Origin of the sequence: Marinobacter excellens LAMA 842 (assembly GCF_001574445.1) — a bacterium.
Classification (GTDB): Bacteria; Pseudomonadota; Gammaproteobacteria; order Pseudomonadales; family Oleiphilaceae; genus Marinobacter; species Marinobacter shengliensis.
Window position 1 is genome coordinate 90803 of the sequence record NZ_LOCO01000001.1, and the last position, 19135, is coordinate 109937.

The 19135-nt window shown below is 57.4% G+C and carries 17 protein-coding genes and 1 other RNA gene; 7 read left to right on the plus strand and 11 right to left on the minus strand.

Annotation, left to right across the window (positions count from 1 at the left end; all coding sequences use genetic code 11):
• Positions 1-9: 9 nt before the first annotated feature.
• From dnaJ to grpE, 3 genes are all read right to left on the minus strand, one after another.
• The gene (gene dnaJ / locus J122_RS00395; protein WP_058092540.1) at positions 10-1134 is read right to left on the minus strand and encodes a molecular chaperone DnaJ; all 1125 of its coding nucleotides are present in this window, start codon (positions 1132-1134) and stop codon (positions 10-12) included.
• Positions 1135-1212: 78 nt separating this feature from the next.
• Positions 1213-3138 (minus strand): molecular chaperone DnaK, encoded by a 1926-nt coding sequence (dnaK, locus tag J122_RS00400; protein ID WP_061330644.1) that lies wholly within the window; start codon positions 3136-3138, stop codon positions 1213-1215.
• 92 nt (positions 3139-3230) lie between these two features.
• Positions 3231-3827, minus strand: a complete 597-nt coding sequence (gene grpE / locus J122_RS00405) for a nucleotide exchange factor GrpE (RefSeq protein ID WP_061330645.1) — start codon at positions 3825-3827, stop codon at positions 3231-3233.
• A 263-nt stretch (positions 3828-4090) separates the two neighbouring features.
• Here grpE and recN point away from each other — a divergent pair, with 263 nt between their 5' ends.
• On the plus strand, positions 4091-5770 hold the full coding sequence (gene recN, locus J122_RS00410) for a DNA repair protein RecN (RefSeq protein WP_061330646.1): 1680 nt from the start codon (positions 4091-4093) through the stop codon (positions 5768-5770).
• A gap of 59 nt (positions 5771-5829) precedes the next feature.
• Here recN and fur read toward each other — a convergent pair whose 3' ends face one another.
• Positions 5830-6249, minus strand: coding sequence for a ferric iron uptake transcriptional regulator (gene fur, locus J122_RS00415; RefSeq protein ID WP_058092536.1), 420 nt, complete (start codon positions 6247-6249; stop codon positions 5830-5832).
• Between the two features lie 122 nt (positions 6250-6371).
• Between fur and J122_RS00420 the strand changes: the two genes are divergently transcribed.
• Positions 6372-6704 carry an outer membrane protein assembly factor BamE gene (locus J122_RS00420; RefSeq protein WP_058092535.1) on the plus strand — a complete coding sequence of 111 codons (333 nt, stop codon included), beginning with the start codon at positions 6372-6374 and terminating at the stop codon, positions 6702-6704.
• Positions 6705-6708: 4 nt separating this feature from the next.
• On the opposite strand, the gene J122_RS00425 is transcribed toward J122_RS00420, so the two are convergent.
• The 3 genes from J122_RS00425 to J122_RS00435 are packed head-to-tail and all read right to left on the minus strand — an operon-like array spanning position 6709 to position 9087.
• Positions 6709-6987 carry an RnfH family protein gene (locus tag J122_RS00425; RefSeq protein ID WP_061330647.1) on the minus strand — a complete coding sequence of 93 codons (279 nt, stop codon included), beginning with the start codon at positions 6985-6987 and terminating at the stop codon, positions 6709-6711.
• Positions 6987-7433 carry a type II toxin-antitoxin system RatA family toxin gene (locus tag J122_RS00430; RefSeq protein ID WP_061330648.1) on the minus strand — a complete coding sequence of 149 codons (447 nt, stop codon included), beginning with the start codon at positions 7431-7433 and terminating at the stop codon, positions 6987-6989. Before J122_RS00430 ends, J122_RS00425 begins: the two co-directional genes overlap by 1 nt.
• 58 nt (positions 7434-7491) lie before the next feature.
• Positions 7492-9087 (minus strand): sodium-dependent transporter, encoded by a 1596-nt coding sequence (locus J122_RS00435; protein WP_061330649.1) that lies wholly within the window; start codon positions 9085-9087, stop codon positions 7492-7494.
• A gap of 181 nt (positions 9088-9268) precedes the next feature.
• Here J122_RS00435 and smpB point away from each other — a divergent pair, with 181 nt between their 5' ends.
• The 3 genes from smpB to ssrA all read left to right on the plus strand — a co-directional run bounded on the left by smpB (position 9269) and on the right by ssrA (position 11743).
• Entirely contained in the window at positions 9269-9751 is a 483-nt protein-coding gene (gene smpB / locus J122_RS00440; protein WP_058092531.1) for an SsrA-binding protein SmpB, read from the plus strand.
• Between the two features lie 138 nt (positions 9752-9889).
• Positions 9890-11308 carry a wax ester/triacylglycerol synthase family O-acyltransferase gene (locus J122_RS00445; protein WP_061330650.1) on the plus strand — a complete coding sequence of 473 codons (1419 nt, stop codon included), beginning with the start codon at positions 9890-9892 and terminating at the stop codon, positions 11306-11308.
• Between the two features lie 70 nt (positions 11309-11378).
• Positions 11379-11743: a transfer-messenger RNA gene (ssrA, locus tag J122_RS00450) on the plus strand.
• Positions 11744-11927: 184 nt separating this feature from the next.
• Here ssrA and J122_RS00455 read toward each other — a convergent pair.
• Entirely contained in the window at positions 11928-12419 is a 492-nt protein-coding gene (locus tag J122_RS00455; protein WP_061330651.1) for a hypothetical protein, read from the minus strand.
• A 413-nt stretch (positions 12420-12832) separates the two neighbouring features.
• Between J122_RS00455 and J122_RS00460 the strand changes: the two genes are divergently transcribed.
• Together J122_RS00460 and J122_RS00465 are read left to right on the plus strand one after the other, a co-directional pair.
• Positions 12833-13429: an exopolysaccharide biosynthesis protein gene (locus tag J122_RS00460; protein ID WP_061330652.1), complete on the plus strand. Its 597-nt coding sequence runs from the start codon at positions 12833-12835 to the stop codon at positions 13427-13429.
• A gap of 154 nt (positions 13430-13583) precedes the next feature.
• Positions 13584-14471: a chemotaxis protein gene (locus J122_RS00465; protein ID WP_061330653.1), complete on the plus strand. Its 888-nt coding sequence runs from the start codon at positions 13584-13586 to the stop codon at positions 14469-14471.
• Here J122_RS00465 and J122_RS00470 read toward each other — a convergent pair.
• From J122_RS00470 to J122_RS00480, 3 genes are read right to left on the minus strand one after another with little or no spacing between them, the layout of a single operon-like run.
• A complete protein-coding gene (locus J122_RS00470; protein WP_061330654.1) occupies positions 14468-15331 on the minus strand; it encodes a hypothetical protein in 864 nt (287 codons plus the stop codon). The genes J122_RS00465 and J122_RS00470 overlap by 4 nt on opposite strands.
• Before the next feature lie 44 nt (positions 15332-15375).
• A complete protein-coding gene (locus tag J122_RS00475) occupies positions 15376-17046 on the minus strand; it encodes an acetolactate synthase large subunit (RefSeq protein WP_061330655.1) in 1671 nt (556 codons plus the stop codon).
• A 30-nt stretch (positions 17047-17076) separates the two neighbouring features.
• Positions 17077-19101, minus strand: a complete 2025-nt coding sequence (locus J122_RS00480) for a hypothetical protein (protein WP_061330656.1) — start codon at positions 19099-19101, stop codon at positions 17077-17079.
• Between the last annotated feature and the right edge of the window lie 34 nt (positions 19102-19135).

Genomic DNA, 19135 nt, shown 5'->3' on the forward strand with positions numbered 1-19135 from the left:
GTTATGCCCTCAGAATTTCATTTCGTCGAAGAAGCTTTTCACACCCTCAAACCAGGAGGTTTTCTTCGGAGCATGATGGGTGCCGTTGTTGCCGCTCAGGGTTTCCTGGAACTCTTCCAGCAGCTCTTTCTGGCGCTTGGTCAGGTTGACCGGTGTTTCCACCATCACGCGGCACAGCAAATCGCCGGCAGGGCCACCGCGAACGGGGCTTACGCCTTTGTTGCGCAGGCGGAAGAGTTTGCCGGTCTGGGTTTCTGGTGGAATCTTGAGTTTGACCCGGCCGTCCAGGGTCGGCACTTCCAGTTCACCGCCCAAGGCTGCATCTACGATGCTGATCGGCACTTCGCAGTATAGATTACGGCCGTCACGGGTAAAGATGGAATGCTCGCGCACGGCAATCTGCACATACAGGTCACCTGGCGGCCCGCCATCAACGCCCATCTCGCCCTCACCTGAGAGACGAATGCGATCGCCGGTATCCACACCGGGTGGCACTTTCACAGACAGGGTTTTTTCCTGCCTCACGCGGCCCTGGCCGTGGCACACTTTACAGGGATTCTTGATAACCTGACCGGAGCCCCGGCAGGTCGGGCATGCCTGCTGCACAGTGAAGAAACCCTGCTGCATGCGAACCTGCCCCATACCCTGGCAGGTACCACAGGTTTCAGGACGGGAGCCTTTTTCAGCACCACTGCCATCGCAGGCTTCACACTCTTTGTGGCCAGGAATGTTGATCTTGACGGTTTTGCCTTTGACGGCCTCTTCCAGATCGATTTCCAGGGTGTAGCGCAGGTCGGAACCGCGAGTGTTGCGGCCCCGGCCACCGCCACCGAAGATGTCACCGAATACATCACCAAAGATATCGGAGAAGCTGGCACCACCGCCGCCAAAGCCACCGCCGGCCTGGCCATCCACGCCGGCATGACCAAACTGGTCGTAGGCCGCACGCTTGCTACCATCGGCAAGAATTTCGTAGGCTTCGCTGGCCTCCTTGAACTTGTTCTCGGCGTCTTTGTCGTCCGGGTTACGGTCCGGATGGTATTTCATCGCAAGCTTTCGGTAAGCCCGCTTTATGTCCTTCTCGTCCGCGTCCCGGGAGACCCCGAGTACTTCGTAATAATCGCGCTTGGCCATGCTTAAAACCCTGTTGCTATAACGCGGAAAACGCGGGGCTTACCCCCGCGTTTTCCAACTACCTGATGTACTTAGGATTTACTTCTTGTCGTCGTCTTTGACTTCTTCGAACTCGGCGTCCACCGCGTCGTCAGCCGCCTGAGACTGGGCACCTTCCTGCCCGCCAGCCTGCTGCGCCTGGTCTGCCTGATCCGCGTACATCTTCTGTGCCAGCTCGGAAGACACTTCGGTCAGTTTCTGAGTCTTGGCTTCGATGGCTTCCTTGTCAGAGCCGGTCAGGGCTTCTTCCAGATCCTTGATGGCCGCCTCGATAGACTCCTTTTCACTGTCAGAAACCTTGTCGCCGGCTTCGGTCAGGGTCTTGCGCACGGCGTGAACCATGGCATCACCCTGGTTGCGGACCTGAACCAGCTCTTCGAACTTGCGATCTTCCTCGGCGTTGGCCTCGGCATCGCGAACCATCTTCTCGATCTCGTCGTCGTTCAGACCAGACGAGGCCTTGATAACGATGGACTGTTCTTTACCGGTGGCCTTGTCTTTGGCAGACACGTTCAGGATACCGTTGGCATCGATATCGAAGGTGACTTCGATCTGCGGCACACCGCGCGGCGCCGGCGGAATATCCGCCAGGTCAAAGCGGCCCAGCGACTTGTTCTGGGAAGCCTGCTTACGCTCACCTTGAACCACGTGAATGGTTACGGCCGTCTGATTGTCATCCGCTGTTGAGAACGTCTGCGACTTTTTGGTCGGGATGGTGGTGTTCTTGTCGATCAGCGGCGTTGCCACGCCACCCATGGTTTCAATACCCAGGGTCAGCGGGGTTACGTCCAGCAGCAGCACGTCTTTTACGTCACCGGAAAGAACAGCCGCCTGGATGGCAGCACCCATGGCCACGGCTTCGTCCGGGTTCACGTCTTTACGGGCTTCTTTGCCGAAGAACTCTTTTACCTTTTCCTGCACCAGCGGCATACGGGTCTGACCACCCACCAGGATAACCTCGTCGATTTCAGACGCCTTCATGCCGGCGTCCTGCAGGGCGACTTTACAGGGCTCCAGGCTACGCTGAACCAGGTCTTCCACCAGGCTTTCCAGCTTGGCGCGAGTCAGCTTCACGTTCATGTGCTTGGGCCCAGACGCGTCTGCAGTGATGTACGGCAGGTTCACGTCTGTCTGCTGGCTGCTGGACAGCTCGATCTTCGCTTTCTCACCGGCTTCCTTCAGGCGCTGCATGGCCAGGGAATCGCCGCGCAGGTCGATGCCACTGTCTTTCTTGAACTGGTCTGCCAGGTACTCGATGACTTTCAGGTCGAAGTCTTCACCACCCAGGAAGGTGTCACCGTTGGTGGCCAGAACCTCGAACTGATGCTCGCCGTCGACATCGGCAATTTCAATAATGGAGAGGTCGAAAGTACCACCACCCAGATCGTATACAGCAACTGTGCGGTCACCGCTCTTCTTGTCCAGGCCATAGGCCAGGGCAGCCGCGGTCGGCTCGTTGATGATCCGCTTCACTTCCAGACCGGCGATCTTGCCCGCATCTTTGGTGGCCTGGCGCTGGCTGTCATTGAAATAAGCCGGCACAGTGATAACTGCTTCCGTTACCTTCTCGCCCAGGTAGTCTTCTGCAGTCTTCTTCATTTTCTTCAGAACTTCTGCAGAGATCTGGGGCGGCGCCATCTTCTGGCCCTTTACTTCAACCCAGGCATCGCCGTTGTCGGCCTTGGTGATCTTGTAGGGCACCATCTTGATGTCTTTCTGAACCACGTCGTCTTCAAAACGACGACCGATCAGACGCTTGATGGCGTACAGGGTGTTATGGGGATTGGTGACCGCCTGGCGCTTGGCGGACTGACCAACCAGGGTCTCGTTATCGTCGGTGTACGCGATAATGGAGGGAGTAGTACGATCACCCTCAGCGTTTTCAATAACCTTTACCTTGTCGCCATCCATGATGGCCACACAGGAGTTGGTGGTTCCCAGGTCGATACCAATAATCTTGCTCATCGAATCACTCCAAATCTTTCTGAATGCTGTCCCAGGGAGGTTTGCCCTGACTGTCGCTGTTTAATCGCTATATTGGCGCTTTAATCGGCTTTTCAAGCCTGCTCGTCGATTTTTGGTGCATCTTCGGCTTTAGCCACAACCACCATGGCGGGACGAACCACGCGACCGTTCAGCAGGTAGCCCTTCTGCACCACGGCAACCACGCTATTCGGCTCGGCATCTGGCGCGGGCACCATAGACATCGCCTCGTGCTGTTGCGGATCGAACGGTTCACCCACCGGGTTCACCTGTTCAACGTTGAATTTCTTGAGGCCGTTCATGAACAGGCCCAAAGTCATTTCCACGCCTTCGCGAATGGAGCCAACCAGCTCACCCGCATTTTCATGTCCTTCAGTACTTTCCACTGCCTTTTCAAGGCTGTCCGCCACCGGAAGAAGCTCTTTCACAAACTTTTCCAGAGCGAACTTGTGGGCCTTTTCCACATCAATTTCGGCTCGACGACGCACATTCTGCATCTCAGCCTGGGCCCTCAGCGCCTGGTCCTGGTATTCCTGCAACTGCGCCTTCAGCAATTCCAGTTCGGAACCTTCTTCAGCACCGGCGGTTTCTGCTTCGCCCTGCTCTTCTGTGGCGTTTACTGCCTCGTTCAGCTCGTCTACTTGTTCGTTGCGCTTATCGTCAGCACTCATGACAACTCCTGATGACTTTCCCTGGGCCCGAGGGCCTGCGGCTAAATGAGCCCCGCCTTGCACAGGCAGGAAAATACGACTTTGCGAACGGATATGGGGCCCACCCCTCAGGTTTCAACCTCAAACGATGCATTCTTTCAGATTTTCACGATTCGATTGTTTGCAAACAGGAAAAAGCCTGTATATATTCACAGCAACTGTATAGATCAACAGTATCCAGACAATTTTCAGAGAGTCTCCAATCCTGAGCGGAGGTTATCGGCATGCTCACACAACTTATGGTCTCCAACTACGCCATCGCCGAACGGGTCGACCTGCATTTCAGCAAAGGCATGACGGCCCTGACCGGTGAAACCGGCGCCGGCAAATCCATTGTTCTGGATGCCCTCAGCCTGGCCATGGGCGGCCGAGCAGATGCCGGTGCCGTGCGCCACGGCGCAAAACGAGCGGATATCACCGCCAGCTTCGACATCTCACGTATTCCGATTGCCCGGCAATGGCTGGAAGAACACGAACTGGATGACAAAGACGACTGCATCCTACGCCGGACCATCAGCAAGGATGGTCGTTCAAAAGCGTTTATTAATGGCCAGCCCTGCCCACTCTCCCAGCTCAAGGACCTTGGCGGCTTGCTGATGGACATTCACAGCCAGCACCAACATCAGTCACTGCTGCAAAAAGACACTCATCGGAAACTGCTGGACGAATTCTCCGGCGCCGAAGACCTGGCAGAGCAAACCCGGGATGCCTGGAAAGCCTGGCATAGAACCAGCCAGAAACTGGAACAGCGGCGCCAGAACGCCGACGAGGCGGAGGCAAAACTGCAACTGCTCCGGTACCAGGTGGAGGAGCTGGACCGGCTCGCCCTGGGCGATGGCGAACAGGAAGCGCTTGAACAGGAACAAGCGCAGCTGAGCCAGGCCGACGTGGTACTGCATAGCAGCCATCAGGCTGCCCTGCTGTGCACTGAGGACGAAACCAGTGCCGCCGACCTGGTGCGTCAGGCACTTCAGCAACTGGAGCAACTCCCAGTGGATGTGCCGGCACTGGCTGACACCATCCAGATGTTGACCGAAGCACAGATCCAGATTTCAGAAGCCGGGGACAACCTTCGGCATTTTGTTGAAGACTACGAAGCAGACCCCGCACGGCTGACCGAGGTCGAGGAACGCCTGAGCGCCATTTATCAGATGGCTCGAAAGCACCGCATCACACCGGAGGAATTGCCGGAACTGCACCAACGCCTGTCGAACGAACTGGCAGAACTGGATGGCGGCGAAGGCAGCCTCGAGCAGCTTGAGGCAGAGCAGCAATCCCTGCGCAAACGGTTTGATGAACTGGCCGGGCAATTAACGGCCAAGCGGGAGCAGGCAGCGGCGGAACTGGATCAGCGAATTGCTCAGGAGCTTGCACAGCTGAGCATGCCGGCCGTACAGTTTGTTACCAAGCTGGGCCGCAACAGCAATGACGAACCAGCCCCCCACGGTATGGAAGATGTCGAGTTCCTGGTCAGCGCCAACCCGGGGCAACCCGCACGCCCACTGGCCAAGGTGGCCTCCGGGGGCGAACTGTCTCGGATCAGCCTTGCCATTCAGGTAGTGGTCGCCCAGACCTCAACCACCCCCACCCTCGTGTTTGACGAAGTGGACGTGGGTATTGGTGGCGGCACAGCAGAGGTGGTCGGGCGTTTGCTCCGGTCTCTGGGCAGCAACGGCCAGGTGCTGTGTGTCACTCACTTGCCCCAGGTTGCAGCTCAGTGCCACCAGCACCTGTTCGTCAGCAAATTCACCGAACAGGACGCAACCTATTCACGCATTGAAACGCTGGATGACCAGGGAAGAATCAGCGAAGTGGCAAGAATGCTGGGCGGCGTAGACATGACAGAGCACACCATTGCCCACGCCCGGGAGATGTTCGTTAAGGGTCAGGCGACCCATCACTGAATCCCCCTCTCGATTCGGAGAGCTGTTGGGGCCGGCGCTTGCTGGCCCCTTTTTTTGACTTATTTCTTGGAAGAGCCTAAAGGCTTAACGTAGAGGATCAGGCTGTGATCAACGATCTCATAGCCGTGCTCCTTGGCGATCTTCTGCTGGCGCTCTTCGATGATATCATCCACAAACTCGATCACTTCTCCGGTTTGCGTGCATACCATGTGGTCATGGTGATCATCGCCCGCCATTTCGAAGACGGCGTGGCCACCCTCAAAGTTATGGCGCAACACCAGGCCCGCGGCCTCGAACTGAGTCAGCACCCGGTAGACGGTTGCCAGCCCCACGTCATCTCCCTGATCCAGCAGCTTCTTGTAAACATCCTCAGCACTCAGATGGTGCTCTTCGGCGTTCTCCAGAATATTGAAGATTTTGACTCTCGGGAGAGTAACCTTCAAACCGACCTTTCGTAATTCGGCGTTTTCAGATGACATGTTACTATTCACTCTTTGGTGTGCCTCACGGCTTCCGGTATGATGAAGCCGCCGTTCAACGGACTACCCGTTTCACACCTGCTTGATGCAGGCGATTTCAAGATAGAGGATTTCCCCCGGCGATGCAAAAGCTCACCGCTATCGTTCTTATTAGCATTTTATCCTTGTCCGGTTGCGCATTCCCTGGCGTTTACAAAATCAATGTGCAACAGGGGAACATCGTGACCGAAGACGACCTCAAGAGCCTCTCTCAAGGCATGGCCCGCAGTCAGGTTCATGCGGTTCTCGGGTCGCCGCTGATGCTCAACCCGGTGGACCCCTCGCGCGAGTACTATGTGTACACCTTCCAGCGCCGGGGTGGGGATATCCAGGAGCAGCGCATAATCGTCTATTACGAAGGTGACGAGTTCAGCCATTACGACGCGCGACTGCTGGAAGAAACTCCCGCCTACTGATTGTTCAGGCTTTCTTTTTGGCCCGGTTCAGCCGGGCCTGCTTGGGATCTATCTTCAGCGGCCGGTATAGTTCAACCCGGTCTCCCTCGCGCAGCTCATGGCCCGCGGGGTCTTTAATGACTTTGCCAAACACGCCCATATCCGTTGCGTTCGCGTCAATTTCCGGGAAAATATCCGTTATTCCAGACAGTTTCACGGCCTCGATGGCCGTGGTTCCCTCAGGCACTTCAATCGCCACAATTTGCTGCTTGTCTGGCCGGGCATACGCTACCTCAACCTGCATCAAACTACCCCTCCCCGATAAATCTGGTCTGCCCGGCGGCAAAACGCATCCACCATGGTGTTGGCCGCCTGATTGAATACCGGACCAAAGGTCATTCGGGACAGGGAACCCGAAAACTCAAACTCCAGGGTCAGGATCACCTTGCAGGCCTGCTCGTTGAGCGCCTTGAAATGCCACCGCCCCCGCAGATTTTTCAGTGGACCATCCACCAGGCTCATCTCGATCGCCTCGGGCATCAACAGCTGATTACGTGTGGTCAGGCGATGGCGCACACCGCCCTTGGCAATCTCCAGTGACGCCATGATCTCTGCATCCGTCTGTTCGTGCACCTCTGCCCCGGCGCACCAGGGCAGAAACTCGGGATACCGTGCAATATCATTGACCAGATGGAACATGCGCTCTGCGGAGTGCATGACCAATGCGGTCTTATCAATCTGATGCGCCATGAAAACCGGGATTCCTGCGTTTTTACAACAAAAGAGCCGACTGGCCCGCGAAGGCCAACTACACACTATGATAAAGGATATCGTCCCCGTTGGGGGCGTTTTCCGCCGGCTGGCTTTCTGCGCCCTGACCAGACGCGTTACCTTCTGGCCCCGGGCCCTCACTTTGCGGGCTTGCAGGCAAACCGTCACCGTCATCGTTTGCCGTCGCAGGCATCGGTTGTTCCGGCGCGCCATCTTGTGCGCACCAAATGGCGGCGCTGCCGTTATCACACAGGTTTGACAACGAGAATACTGTGTATTGTATGCCAATCCAGGCCACCAGAACCGGCAGAACAAGGCGCATGACCCAATACCAGATCTTGCGAATAGCCACCGGGGTGTTACCAAGAATCCTTGCGGCATAGCGCCGGGTCAGGCACCAACCGGCAAAGGTGGCAATCAGCAAGGCCACCAGCGGAATCAGAATGCCGCCCGTCGTCAGCTCCAGCCATCGGAACAGGGTGGCACCAGCAAACCGGTAGTCCGCCCAGAGATTGAAGGAGAATAGCGAACCCAGGCCGGCAGCCCACACGGCAACACCGGCAATAACCGCAGACCACCCTCTGGGTGCGCCAGTCCACTCACGGAACCAGCCCACTACAGGCTCCAACAGCGATATGGCGGTCGCCCACACGATCATGAGCACCAGCAGGAACACCGCCGCAATGATCAACTGACTGTGGGGCAACTGGGCCAGCGTGACCGGCAGGGAGACAAACAACAGCCCGAAGCCTCGCTCACCATCAAGACTGGCACCATCCAGCGCCACCGAGAACATCATCAGCCCCGCCAGGATGGCCACCAGAGTGTCCATCAACACCACCGCCAGCAATGACCGCTTCAACCGGGTATGTGACGTGCTATAAGCGCCGAAGATCGCCCACACCCCCATCCCAAGGCCGAGGGTATAGAAAGCGTGAAAAAAGGCCGCCTTGACGCTATTGAAACCAACATCGTCCGGCCGCAACGCCAGGATGTGTTCAATACCCGAATCCAGCCGCCCATGACTGGCCGACAAGGCAAATAACCCCAGCATCAGCAGCAACGCTGCGGGCACCAGAAATCGCAGCGATCGCTCCAACCCCTTCACAACGCCCTGGGCCGATACCCAGACCACGAGAACCAGGAAGAATGCATGCCAGGCCATAAACTCACGGTGCCCACCCGGCCTGGACACCAGGTCCGTCAGGATACCGGTCGCCGCCTCGGGCGTCGCTGCCCTGAAACTGTCTGCTGCCCCAAAGAAGACATAGGCCAGCACGATGCCACCGAACACCGCCGTGAATGACAACACCAGGAACGCGGCAAGCACACTCAAGGGGCCGGCCAGGCGCCACAGCGGCGAACAGCCTGCGTCTTTCACCATGCCGTCCATCGCCAGCACGATGCCATGGCGTGAGTGCCGCCCAAGCACCGCCTCGGTCACCATCAGGGGCAGGGTTACCAGCAGCAGGCAGGCGAGATACAGGAAAATGAACAACCCGCCACCGTGAATACTGGCAAGGTATGGAAACTGCCACAGATTGGCCAGGCCCACGGTTGCGCCCACCGAGGCCCAGAAAAACGTGGATTTTCGGGTAAATGACCCGATGGACGTGTGATACTTGCTCGCCATGGCGATCCCTGACAGTCAAATGCGCCCCATTGTAGCCGAAGGCGGCATCCCGGAACGACTGGATCTACAAGCCCGGCGGTGAAATCGTGACCCGTCTGGCAGTCCTGGGCTACAATGCCCGATTTACCGGCCAACAGTCACCCGGCCAGCACACACATTCTTCCGATCCCGGACAGGATTCATGAGCAAGAAGAAAGCAAACGGACCAACCAGCAACACCATTGCCCTGAACAAGAAGGCAAAGCACGAATATCATATTGAAGAACGCTTTGAGGCCGGCCTTGCCCTGCTGGGCTGGGAAGTGAAGTCGCTGCGGGCCGGCAAGGCTCAGCTGGTAGACGCCTACGTACTTCTGAAAAATGGTGAAGCCTGGCTGTTGGGCGCTCATATCACGCCGCTCAACACCGCCTCCACCCATGTGATCGCCGATCCGACCCGTACCCGCAAACTGCTGCTGCACGCGAAGGAAATTGCCAAGATCATCGGCCAGGTCAATCAGGCCGGGCATACCTGCATACCGCTCGCCCTGTACTGGAAAGGCAATAAAGTGAAATGCGAAATTGCCCTGGTGAAAGGCAAGAAGCTGTTTGACAAGCGTGCCACCGAAAAAGAGCGTGACTGGAACCGCCAGAAACAGAGAATCATGCGCGAGGCCAATACCTGAGCCTCGCTCGCACTGTCGCTTTTACCGCCTCTTTCCCGGCCTCGGAATCCCTCCTATACTCAGGTGTTCATACCTGCTCCGACCCCACAGGCAGTACCTGGAGCCCCTGTTAGTTGGCAAACAGCAAAGGGAGGGCTTATGTCATCTGAACGGACTGCAATGACGTCAGTCGACCGATCCTGGCTGCGTATGGACACCCCGGAGAACCCCATGATGATCTCCGCGGTGCTGATGTTCGAGCAACCGATTCCGATCAAACGGCTAAAACGCACACTCGAAGAACGATTTCTGAGATTCAGGCGCTTTCGCCAACGGGTGGTTGAGAAGGGGGACAAATGCTACTGGGAAGACGATCCCAACTTTGATCTCGACAACCACCTGCACCGCATTGCACTGCCAGGACAAGCCAGTAAGAAAGAGCTCCAGGAACTGGCCAGCGACTTCAACAGCACGGCGCTCGACTTTCGCCGGCCACTCTGGCAAATCCACTACATCGATAACTTCAACGGCGGCTGCGCCCTGCTGATCCGCATTCACCACTGCATTGCCGATGGCATTTCACTGGTTCGGGTTCTGCTATCGCTCACCGACCGGACACCAGAACCCAAACTGGAGCGCATCGCCAAGAAAGTCACCATTCCCAAACCCCAGGGCAACGCTGCCACCCGGTTTTTGCACCGTTTGGTGGACAGCAGCCAGGCTGGCTGGCAACAGGCGCAACTGTTCCTGGATTCCGTTCGGCAAGAGCCCAACTACCCCCTGAAACTGGCGCGGACCGCCGGCGGCATCGCCATGGACCTGGCGAAACTCGGGCTGGCCCCGTTTGAGCCAAAAACCAGCCTGAAAAGCCAGTTGGTAGGCCGCAAGAAAGTGGCCTGGGCGGAGCCCCTGGCCCTGGATGACGTAAAACACTGCGCCAGGACACTGGGTGGAACGGTCAACGACGTATTGCTATGCGCCGCCACCGGCGCCCTGAGCCGGCACTTTACCGAACACAAGCAAACCATACCCGATTGCGGTATTCGCGTTGCGGTGCCGTTCAACCTTCGGCCCCTGGACCAACCCATAGAATCATTGGGCAATCAGTTTGGCCTGGTTCTGGTATGCCTGCCTGTGGAAGTGCATGACCCACTAATGTGTTTCCGCCAGGTGCAGGAAAACATGAACCGGCTCAAACAGTCCTATCAAGCCCAGGTAACCTACAGCCTGCTGGACCTGTTTGGCCGGGGCCCGGATATTCTTGAGCGCCGGGCCCTGGACCTGCTCAGTAACAAGGCCTCTGCAGTACTGACCAACGTGCCCGGCCCACGGCATCCGGTTTACCTGGCCGGCAGCAAACTGGTGCAACCCATGTTCTGGGTGCCCCAGAGCGGCAACATCGGCATTGGCATGAGCATATTCAGCTACGCCGACACCGTGCAGTTCGGCATCACCGTCGACAAGGGCATCCACGCCGACCCGCAAGCAGTGATGAATTACTTCCGGGACAGCTTCCAGCACCTGTACGACGCGGCCATGTCTCACGCCCATGGCCTGCACATTGCACAGGCCTCGTGAACAGGATAAGTACAAATAGTGACAAACAAGCCTTGAAGTCCGGCAAACCGGACACATATACTGATCATAAGGGGACGACATGGCTTCGACGCTGGTGGCGAACCCTTGGGTGCATGTCGAGATGGCAGCCAATCTCGTTAATCCAAAGCTGCAACGCAATAGTCGCAAACGACGAAAACTACGCACTAGCAGCGTAAGCTGCTAGTCGTCCTGACCGGGTCGCCCGTAGCCCGGAAGCAACATCTCAGGACGTCATCGCTTACGGGATGCTCCTTTATCCAGAGCTCACTGGCTAAAGGCTAAGATTTAAAGAGCTCGCCTCTCGCACCCTGGCCTTCGGGTCGCAAGAGGTTAAATTAATAGAAGGACACTAAACATGTAGATCTCAAGGCCTAGTGCTGGCGGACGCGGGTTCAATTCCCGCCGTCTCCACCAACTTCCAAGAGAAAAGCCCCTGATTTCAGGGGCTTTTTTCGTTTCTATGACTAGGCCTTTGCTTCTACCAAGGTGTCCGGTTTAAATGGGGGCTACTACACCTTCTCATTAATACACCAAAGTGAGGATTCTTCGATCTTCTTAGATGCCTCTGAATAATCACTTGGCCGATTAGCGTTAGGCCTTATGGCTCCAGTCTTTCCAAACAATTTTCATAATCAATTCCATCACTCGGTGCACCCGTGAGGACAAATCCGCCTCCCATGCCATCGTATGAGACCCTATCAGTATCAAGACAGAGCGCTCCCTCCGCAGTAATGTCATACGGCGTTCTTACAATGGATTCCGCACCCTCAGGGAAGTCCTCAGGCAAAGGTCGGTTCTGCAGATCGAACTCAATATGCCCATCAATGTTAGCCACATCTTCGCCGTCAACACGAGGAGCCAGTCCGTAGGTGGTGTCGGTTAAAAGCTGGGTCGTATGCAGCGCAGGAGAAACACAGTTGGCGTTATCAAACGCCTGAAGGTACTCGCGCAATTGCCCATTATCGGCGAACGCAATCACCGAGCGACCGTAAATGAGTGAGGTCTGGTCGTCATCATTAACAACCTCACACTCCGAAGCCCAACACCCAGCCAGCTCGGTTGCTGTGTCGGTACAATCTGGTTCAGCCACGCGCTCAGTCTTCAGTTCAGCGGTTTTCTCAAGGCTGGCCTAGTCTTCGTCGCTACCTGATCCACCGCAACCGGAAATCACTGCAGACATAATCAGACACGTTACTACACTAGTGTTGCGCATGGTTCGTTCTTCCCTGAAAAGCTGAATATTGGAAAAGTTAAGGACTTTACTACTAACCGTATTTAGGGAAAAGACCTTTGCATCCTAATCAAGAAGGTGTCCACAAAGTGTCAACGCAACTGCGGTTTCGAGTGGTTCTGTGTGGATTTCCGATAGAGAAAAGCCCCCTGATTTCCTAGGCTTTTTTCGTTTTCATACCCCCACCCCTTGCCAAACCTTCACCAATCCGTCATGCAATCCTCACTCATTCCCGCTATGGTCGTGTCATTCCAAGCCACCCAACTAACGCTATGAACCAGCCCAACGACCCAGACAACCTGCAGGAACTAATCGCCCGTATCCGCGACCACACACGCGAGATGGACGAGGTGTCCGTGGGTGACTTGCTGTCAGCTGCAGGCGAGCGTTCTTTTGGTCCGGTGGTGCTGGTTGCCGGGCTTATCACACTGGCGCCGTTGATTGGCGATATTCCGGGTGTTCCCACGCTGCTGGGGCTTCTGGTACTGCTAACGCTGGGGCAGTTGCTGTTTCAGCGGGAGAGCATCTGGATTCCAACGCGGCTTTCAGAACGGCGGATATCACGGGACAAACTGTTCAAGGGGCTGGACTGGATGGATAGGCCCGCACGCAAGCTGGATGACTGGACTCGCCGGCGGCTGACCTTTCTGGTGCGCGGCCCAGGGCAGCTGGCCATGGCAGCGGTGTGCATGTTGGTATCCCTGGCCATGCCGCTAATGGAATTCATCCCGTTCAGTGCCAATGGCGCCGGGCTGGCGCTGATGGCGTTCGGGCTGGCGATTGTTGCCCGGGACGGCCTTCTCGCTCTGCTGGCACTGGCCTTCACTGGCGGTACCGCCTGGTTTGTGCTGACCAACCTGCCCGGTTGAGACGTCCTCCGCCGGCACTCTGTCGTGATCACCGGCCTGTCACCAATTGATACAATTACCCTCACCTGCCCGTGTTGGGAAAACTGCTACTATAGAGACAGGTTATCGTTCGGCGCTCCAACTCGGGAGCATTTTTGTCTGTAAGGATGCATGCATGTCCAACAAAGCGAAGCAGTCCCAGAAACTCTTACTGTTCCGCCTTTTCGGATCGCGCCTTTTTGGTCTGGGTACGCTCAAGATTCGGGAAATTCTGCCCTTTCAGCGGCTGACCAAGCTGCCCCACAGTCATCACGCCGTCATTGGCACCGCTACATTCCGGGGTTCAGCGGTTCCGGTTATTGATATGTCGGCTGCCGTTGGTTATCCGGCACTGTCAAAAGAGGAGCAGGCCAAGGCCTCTATCATCGTGACCGACATTCAGCGCCAGGAGATCGGTTTTCTGGTACGCAGTGTGCAACAGATCATCGAGACCGACTGGAAAAGCGTGATGCCGCCACCCAAGGCGCTGGGCACCAATGCCTTCATCACCGGCCTGCTGGATGTGGAAGGCGACATCATTCAGCTGTTGGATGTGGAGCTGCTGCTGGCGAAGGTGTACCCGGAGTCCCTGGACGCCGGCGAGGTGGTGCTGTCAGACGTGCAGAGCGAAACCCTGCGGTCCCTGAACATTCTGCTGGTGGATGATTCACAGGTGGCCCGCAAGCAGCTCAGCGATGTGCTGGACAGCAAAGACATTACCTACCATGTGACCACCAACGGTGACGACGCTCTACAGGTGCTGCTCAGCCAGCACGAACGGGGTACACCGATCGACATCCTGGTCAGCGATATCGAGATGCCAGGGCTGGACGGCTACGAACTGACGTTCAATGTTCGCGACAATAACGCCCTGAAGCAGCCTTACATCATCCTGCACACGTCCCTGAACAGCGAAATGAGCCTGAGCTATGCCAACCAGGTGGGCGCTAACGAGGCGCTCACCAAGTTTGATGCCGAGGAACTGATGGAGGCAATGCTCAGGGGGGCTGAGCAAGCCAGTTAAGGCCGAATGTCTTCGATGAAGGCTTCGGCATCGGCCCGCATTGCCGCAAGTTTTTCGTTCAGCTCTTCCTGATACCGGCTGAGCGTTTCCCGGCTGAGCCGGCTGAAGCGCTCAGCGGTCTCCGCAACGGTGCGGCTGGCATTGGCCAGGGCCTCGAGGGTAGGCTCGCTCAATTCGTCTGCCTGGCGCCCAAGGTCCCGTGCGGTCTGCTCCATGATAGCCTGGTCTTCGGCGGATTCAGGCCGATCATCCTTGAGAGCTTCGTCAAGCGAACGTTCAAGGGCGCGCATGGATTCCTGCAGTTGCCGGGCAAAATCCTCCATCGCGCTCTCAGCCCTTCGGCTCATCTCGTCAGAGTAGGTTTCCAGGTCTCTGGCCAACTGCTCCATCTTTTCTTCAAGCTCGCTGCTTGAAGAGGAGAAGGTCGCACTGAGCCTCTGCCCCAGCCGGCTCAACTCACCCATAATGTCGCTGAACGGGGATGGGCTTAATATAGCCTCGCCGGTGCGTTGATAGTCCACCAGCCACTGGCCTTGCTCCCGCACCAGATAGGTGGTCAGTTCCATGCGCTCGCCGCCGGAGCGATCTTCCACCGGCAAGCGGGTAACGATCGTTGCCTCACTCTCATCAATAACAACCCGGCCAAACGAGGGAACGGCATTGGCCCAGCTTCGCTGGTAGCCATCGAAGTCGCCGGCATCGTCAAGGGTCGAGAACTTCACCACATCGCTCGCGTCGCTATCGGCCATGGCCTGCCAGAAGGCCGCGGCCACCTCCTGAGGTGTTTCAGGTTTGCTGCAGCCGGCCAATACCAGCGCGACCACCGCGATCAAAAGGCCACGTACACCAGGACGAATCATGAGTTACCACCTTGCTTTCAGTGTTTCCTCGCATCATACACGCGTCACAGCCGACAGGTCAGTTCCGCCAGTTCCTCATCAAACACCCTGCGGTTCTCACTGTAATCCACCGGCACTTCCACCAGGTGCACACCGCCTTCGGCCAGGGCACTCTCCAGGGTGAGCCGAAGGTCTTCTGTCCGGGTTACGCGGTGCCCTTTGGCACCGTAGGACTGGGCATAGGTGACAAAGTCCGGGTTGCGGTAATCCAATCCATAATCGGCATAGCCTTCCTGTGCCTGCTTCCACTTGATCATGCCGTAGGCGCTGTCGTTGATGATCAGCACCACCAGATTAAGTTTGAGGCGAACCGCGGTCTCCAGCTCCTGGCTGTTCATCATGAAACCGCCGTCACCGCAGATGGCCATCACTTTCAGATGAGGGTAAAGCATGGCCGCCATCATCCCGCTGGGCAGCCCGGCTCCCATGGATGCCAGGGCATTGTCCAGCAGCACGGTGTTGTTGTCGTAGGCCGGGTAGTTGCGGGCAAACCAGAGTTTGTACATGCCGTTATCGAGAGCGATGATGCCGTCGTCGGGCATCACTTGGCGCACATCGTGGACAATCCGCTGGGGAATCACCGGGAACCGGCCATCTTCCGCCCGCTCCTGCAGATGCGCATCCACAGCTTTCTTGATTTCCATAAGTCCAGAGAAGTCATGGCTCTCACATTGGCCACAATGTTCGGCCAGATACTCGACGCTGTTGGCGATATCGCCGACCACTTCATGCTGGGGAAAGTACACTGGGTCGACATCCGCGCCACTGAAATTCACATGGATAACTTTCTTGCCACCCGGGGTCATAAAAAATGGTGGTTTCTCTACCACATCGTGGCCCACGTTGATCACCAGATCGGCACGGTCTATGGCGCAATGCACAAAGTCACCGGCAGACAACGCTGCGTTGCCCAGGTATCCGGGGTGGCGCTCGTCGACCACGCCCTTGCCCATCTGGGTGGTGAAGAAGGGAATGCCGGTTACGTTCACCAGGTGCAGCAAGGCCTGGGATACCCGTTTGCGGTTGGCGCCGGCACCGATCATGATCAATGGGTGTCTTGCCTCGCGCAGCATGTCGCAGGCCATTTCCAGGCTCTTCCCGCTGGCCGAGGGCCGGCGGGCGTCACTGGGCTGGAAGATGTGGGTGTCGCGGGCCGGTTGCTCCGCTGCGATGTCCTCGGGTAACTCCAGATGAACGGCCCCTGGGCGTTCTTCAGAGGCAAGACGGAAGGCCTCCCGGACTTTCGCAGGAATGGTATTGGCATTGCTGATTTGCCGGGTGTATTTGGTCAGAGGGCGCATCAGGTCCACCACATCCAGAATCTGGAACAGGCCCTGTTTCGAGGATTTGATCGGCTTCTGCCCGGAGATCATCATCATTGGCATGCCACCCAGCTGGGCATAAGCAGCGGCGGTCACCAGGTTCGTGGCGCCTGGGCCAAGTGTGGACAGGCAAACGCCCACCTGCCCTGTAAGCCGCCCGTAGGTGGCCGCCATAAAGCCTGCGGCCTGTTCATGGCGGTTGAGCACCAATTCGATGCTGGAGTTCCTTAGGGCATCCAGAAAGGCCAGGTTTTCCTCACCTGGCACGGCGAAAATGTACTTAACGCCCTCGTTTTCCAGCGCGCGGATGAACAATTCAGCGCCATTACCGACGGGTTGTTGCTCTTTAGCCATGCTCGCCCTCGTGATCAGTGGGTTTCTGGATCAATCGGTTCTCGGTGGTTCCGCTTGCAGGGTATCTGCGGGCACCCGGTCTACTCCCCAACTACGGTACACTCCGTCTATTACGCGACCGAGCTCGTCGTCGTTCACTTCGGCAGGCTCACCGCGCTCCAGTGGGTCGTAATGGTAGATGTACAGGCGAGAAGTGAACTGTTCAAACGGCAGCGAAGATTCCCCGAAGCGCTCACCAAAGCCAGAAGTGCTGACCTGCACACCGTCGCCCCAGTTCTGGCCGCTGTCGTTGTTTGGATTGAAGAAATACACCCGCATCTCACTGTCCGGGTCCAGCGCAACCCGGAGAATGGTGATCGCATGCCAGCCAATGAAGCGGGCGGCGCTGTCGGTAACCGCGATACCGGCCGGCTGTGGATGTATCAGCGGTTGGTTGCCGTTGTAGTAGGGGTGGTAACTGGCGTAGAAATGGCGGATAAAGTCTTCCAGATCGATCAGGTTGCCAGTGGCCACATCCACATTAATGGCGAAGCCCCGGCCGGCAGACCAGCCGTGAAACTCGGGGTTCACCCATTTGTGTGGATCTCCTTCGCGGTCGACGCACAGCCGACCCATTTCCGCATAAATCCTGTCCAGATGCGGTACCACGATCAGAGAGACGGGATCGAGGTCCAGAGTCACTTCCGCGGCCAGCCCGCCGGCACTCCGTGCAGAAGACACTGGTCGCCCCTCAAAATGCATGACAATCTCATCGTCCCGGGCGGCCCAGGTCACCATCTGTAACAGGTAGTCCGGATCGTTATAGGCCCACATCGACAGGGCCCGGGCAGACTGACAGGTGGGATTGTTACCTTGGCCCACTCCCAGCGGCTGGCCCAGCATATTCAGCACGCCCTGAATCAGCCAGGCTGAGGGGTTTGGCTGATAGCCATACGCAAACTGCAAACGTTCAAGGGCTCGCGAGCAAGGTGTCAGCCGCACTTGGCGCCATAACGCCGGCGCCACTGGGGGCTGATAGAGTATGCCCCGCTCAAGCAACAAGGCCAGGCCGTAGAGGCCCTGGGCAGTTTCTGGGAACAGGGATTCCTCAATCAGCGTGTGCACCAGTTCCCGGTAACACAGCAGGCAGTCGCGCCCGGTACTGGACAACCCCAGCGCATCGCTCAGCAACGAATCCTTGCCTTCCAGGATGTGGCGGACAAACACCGCGTGATAGGGCGAAACCAACCCCGTATCGTGCATTGAACGGGCAAAACCGGTTGCCTCGTTCTGCAAGGCAGCGCCATCCATGGATTCCAGACGCTGCTGGTAGATTGCAATACCCGGATCTTCACCGCACGCCCTGGTTGGCCCGTACAAGCTGGAGATCAGTCGGTCCGCCCCACGGCCAGCCGTACCAAGATCCACCGTCGGATCGGCCCGGCAGATGGCAATCTGGGTAATCATTCGTCGCACATCACTGACACGGATCGGCCGCTGCTCCAGTATGCGCCAGATTTCCTCAATCAGGCTGTCGATCACGTGCTCGTAACCGATGTGCCTGGCCACATACTGGACCAGGTCCTGCGCAATGATCGCCAGCTTGCCCTGCTCCCGCTCGGCTTCGCCGGTCATGCCAAACAGCAAGCCCAGGTTGATGGCCAGCACCTGAGTGAGGTAATGATGCGCCTGCTCGGCTGACACACTGGGATGCTGGTATTCACCGCGGGCCACGGCCAGCAGGCGCAGCTCACTTAGCGCTTCGATCACCAGGGTATCGGCGTTCGGACTTTGCAGGGAGTAGACGGTCAGGGAGGGCAGGAGAATGGATGGGTCGGCCCAGTCGGTGCCCACAAAGACACCAGCCTCTTCCAATGAGCGGGCGCGGGCTTCGATCGCCTCGCAACCACCCGGCTGGAGCAGTACCCGCCGGGCAAGGTCGAACAGCTTCGGGAGCTTGCCGGCCTTTGCAAAGGGCCGGCTCTCCGCAAGAGCCACAATGGACTCATCCAGTTTTTGCACCAGCCTGTCGATGTTGACGGCTGGCGCCTGGCTGGCCGGTTGATGATCACTCAAACGAGGTTCCTCAGGGCCTGCATCAAACCCTTTT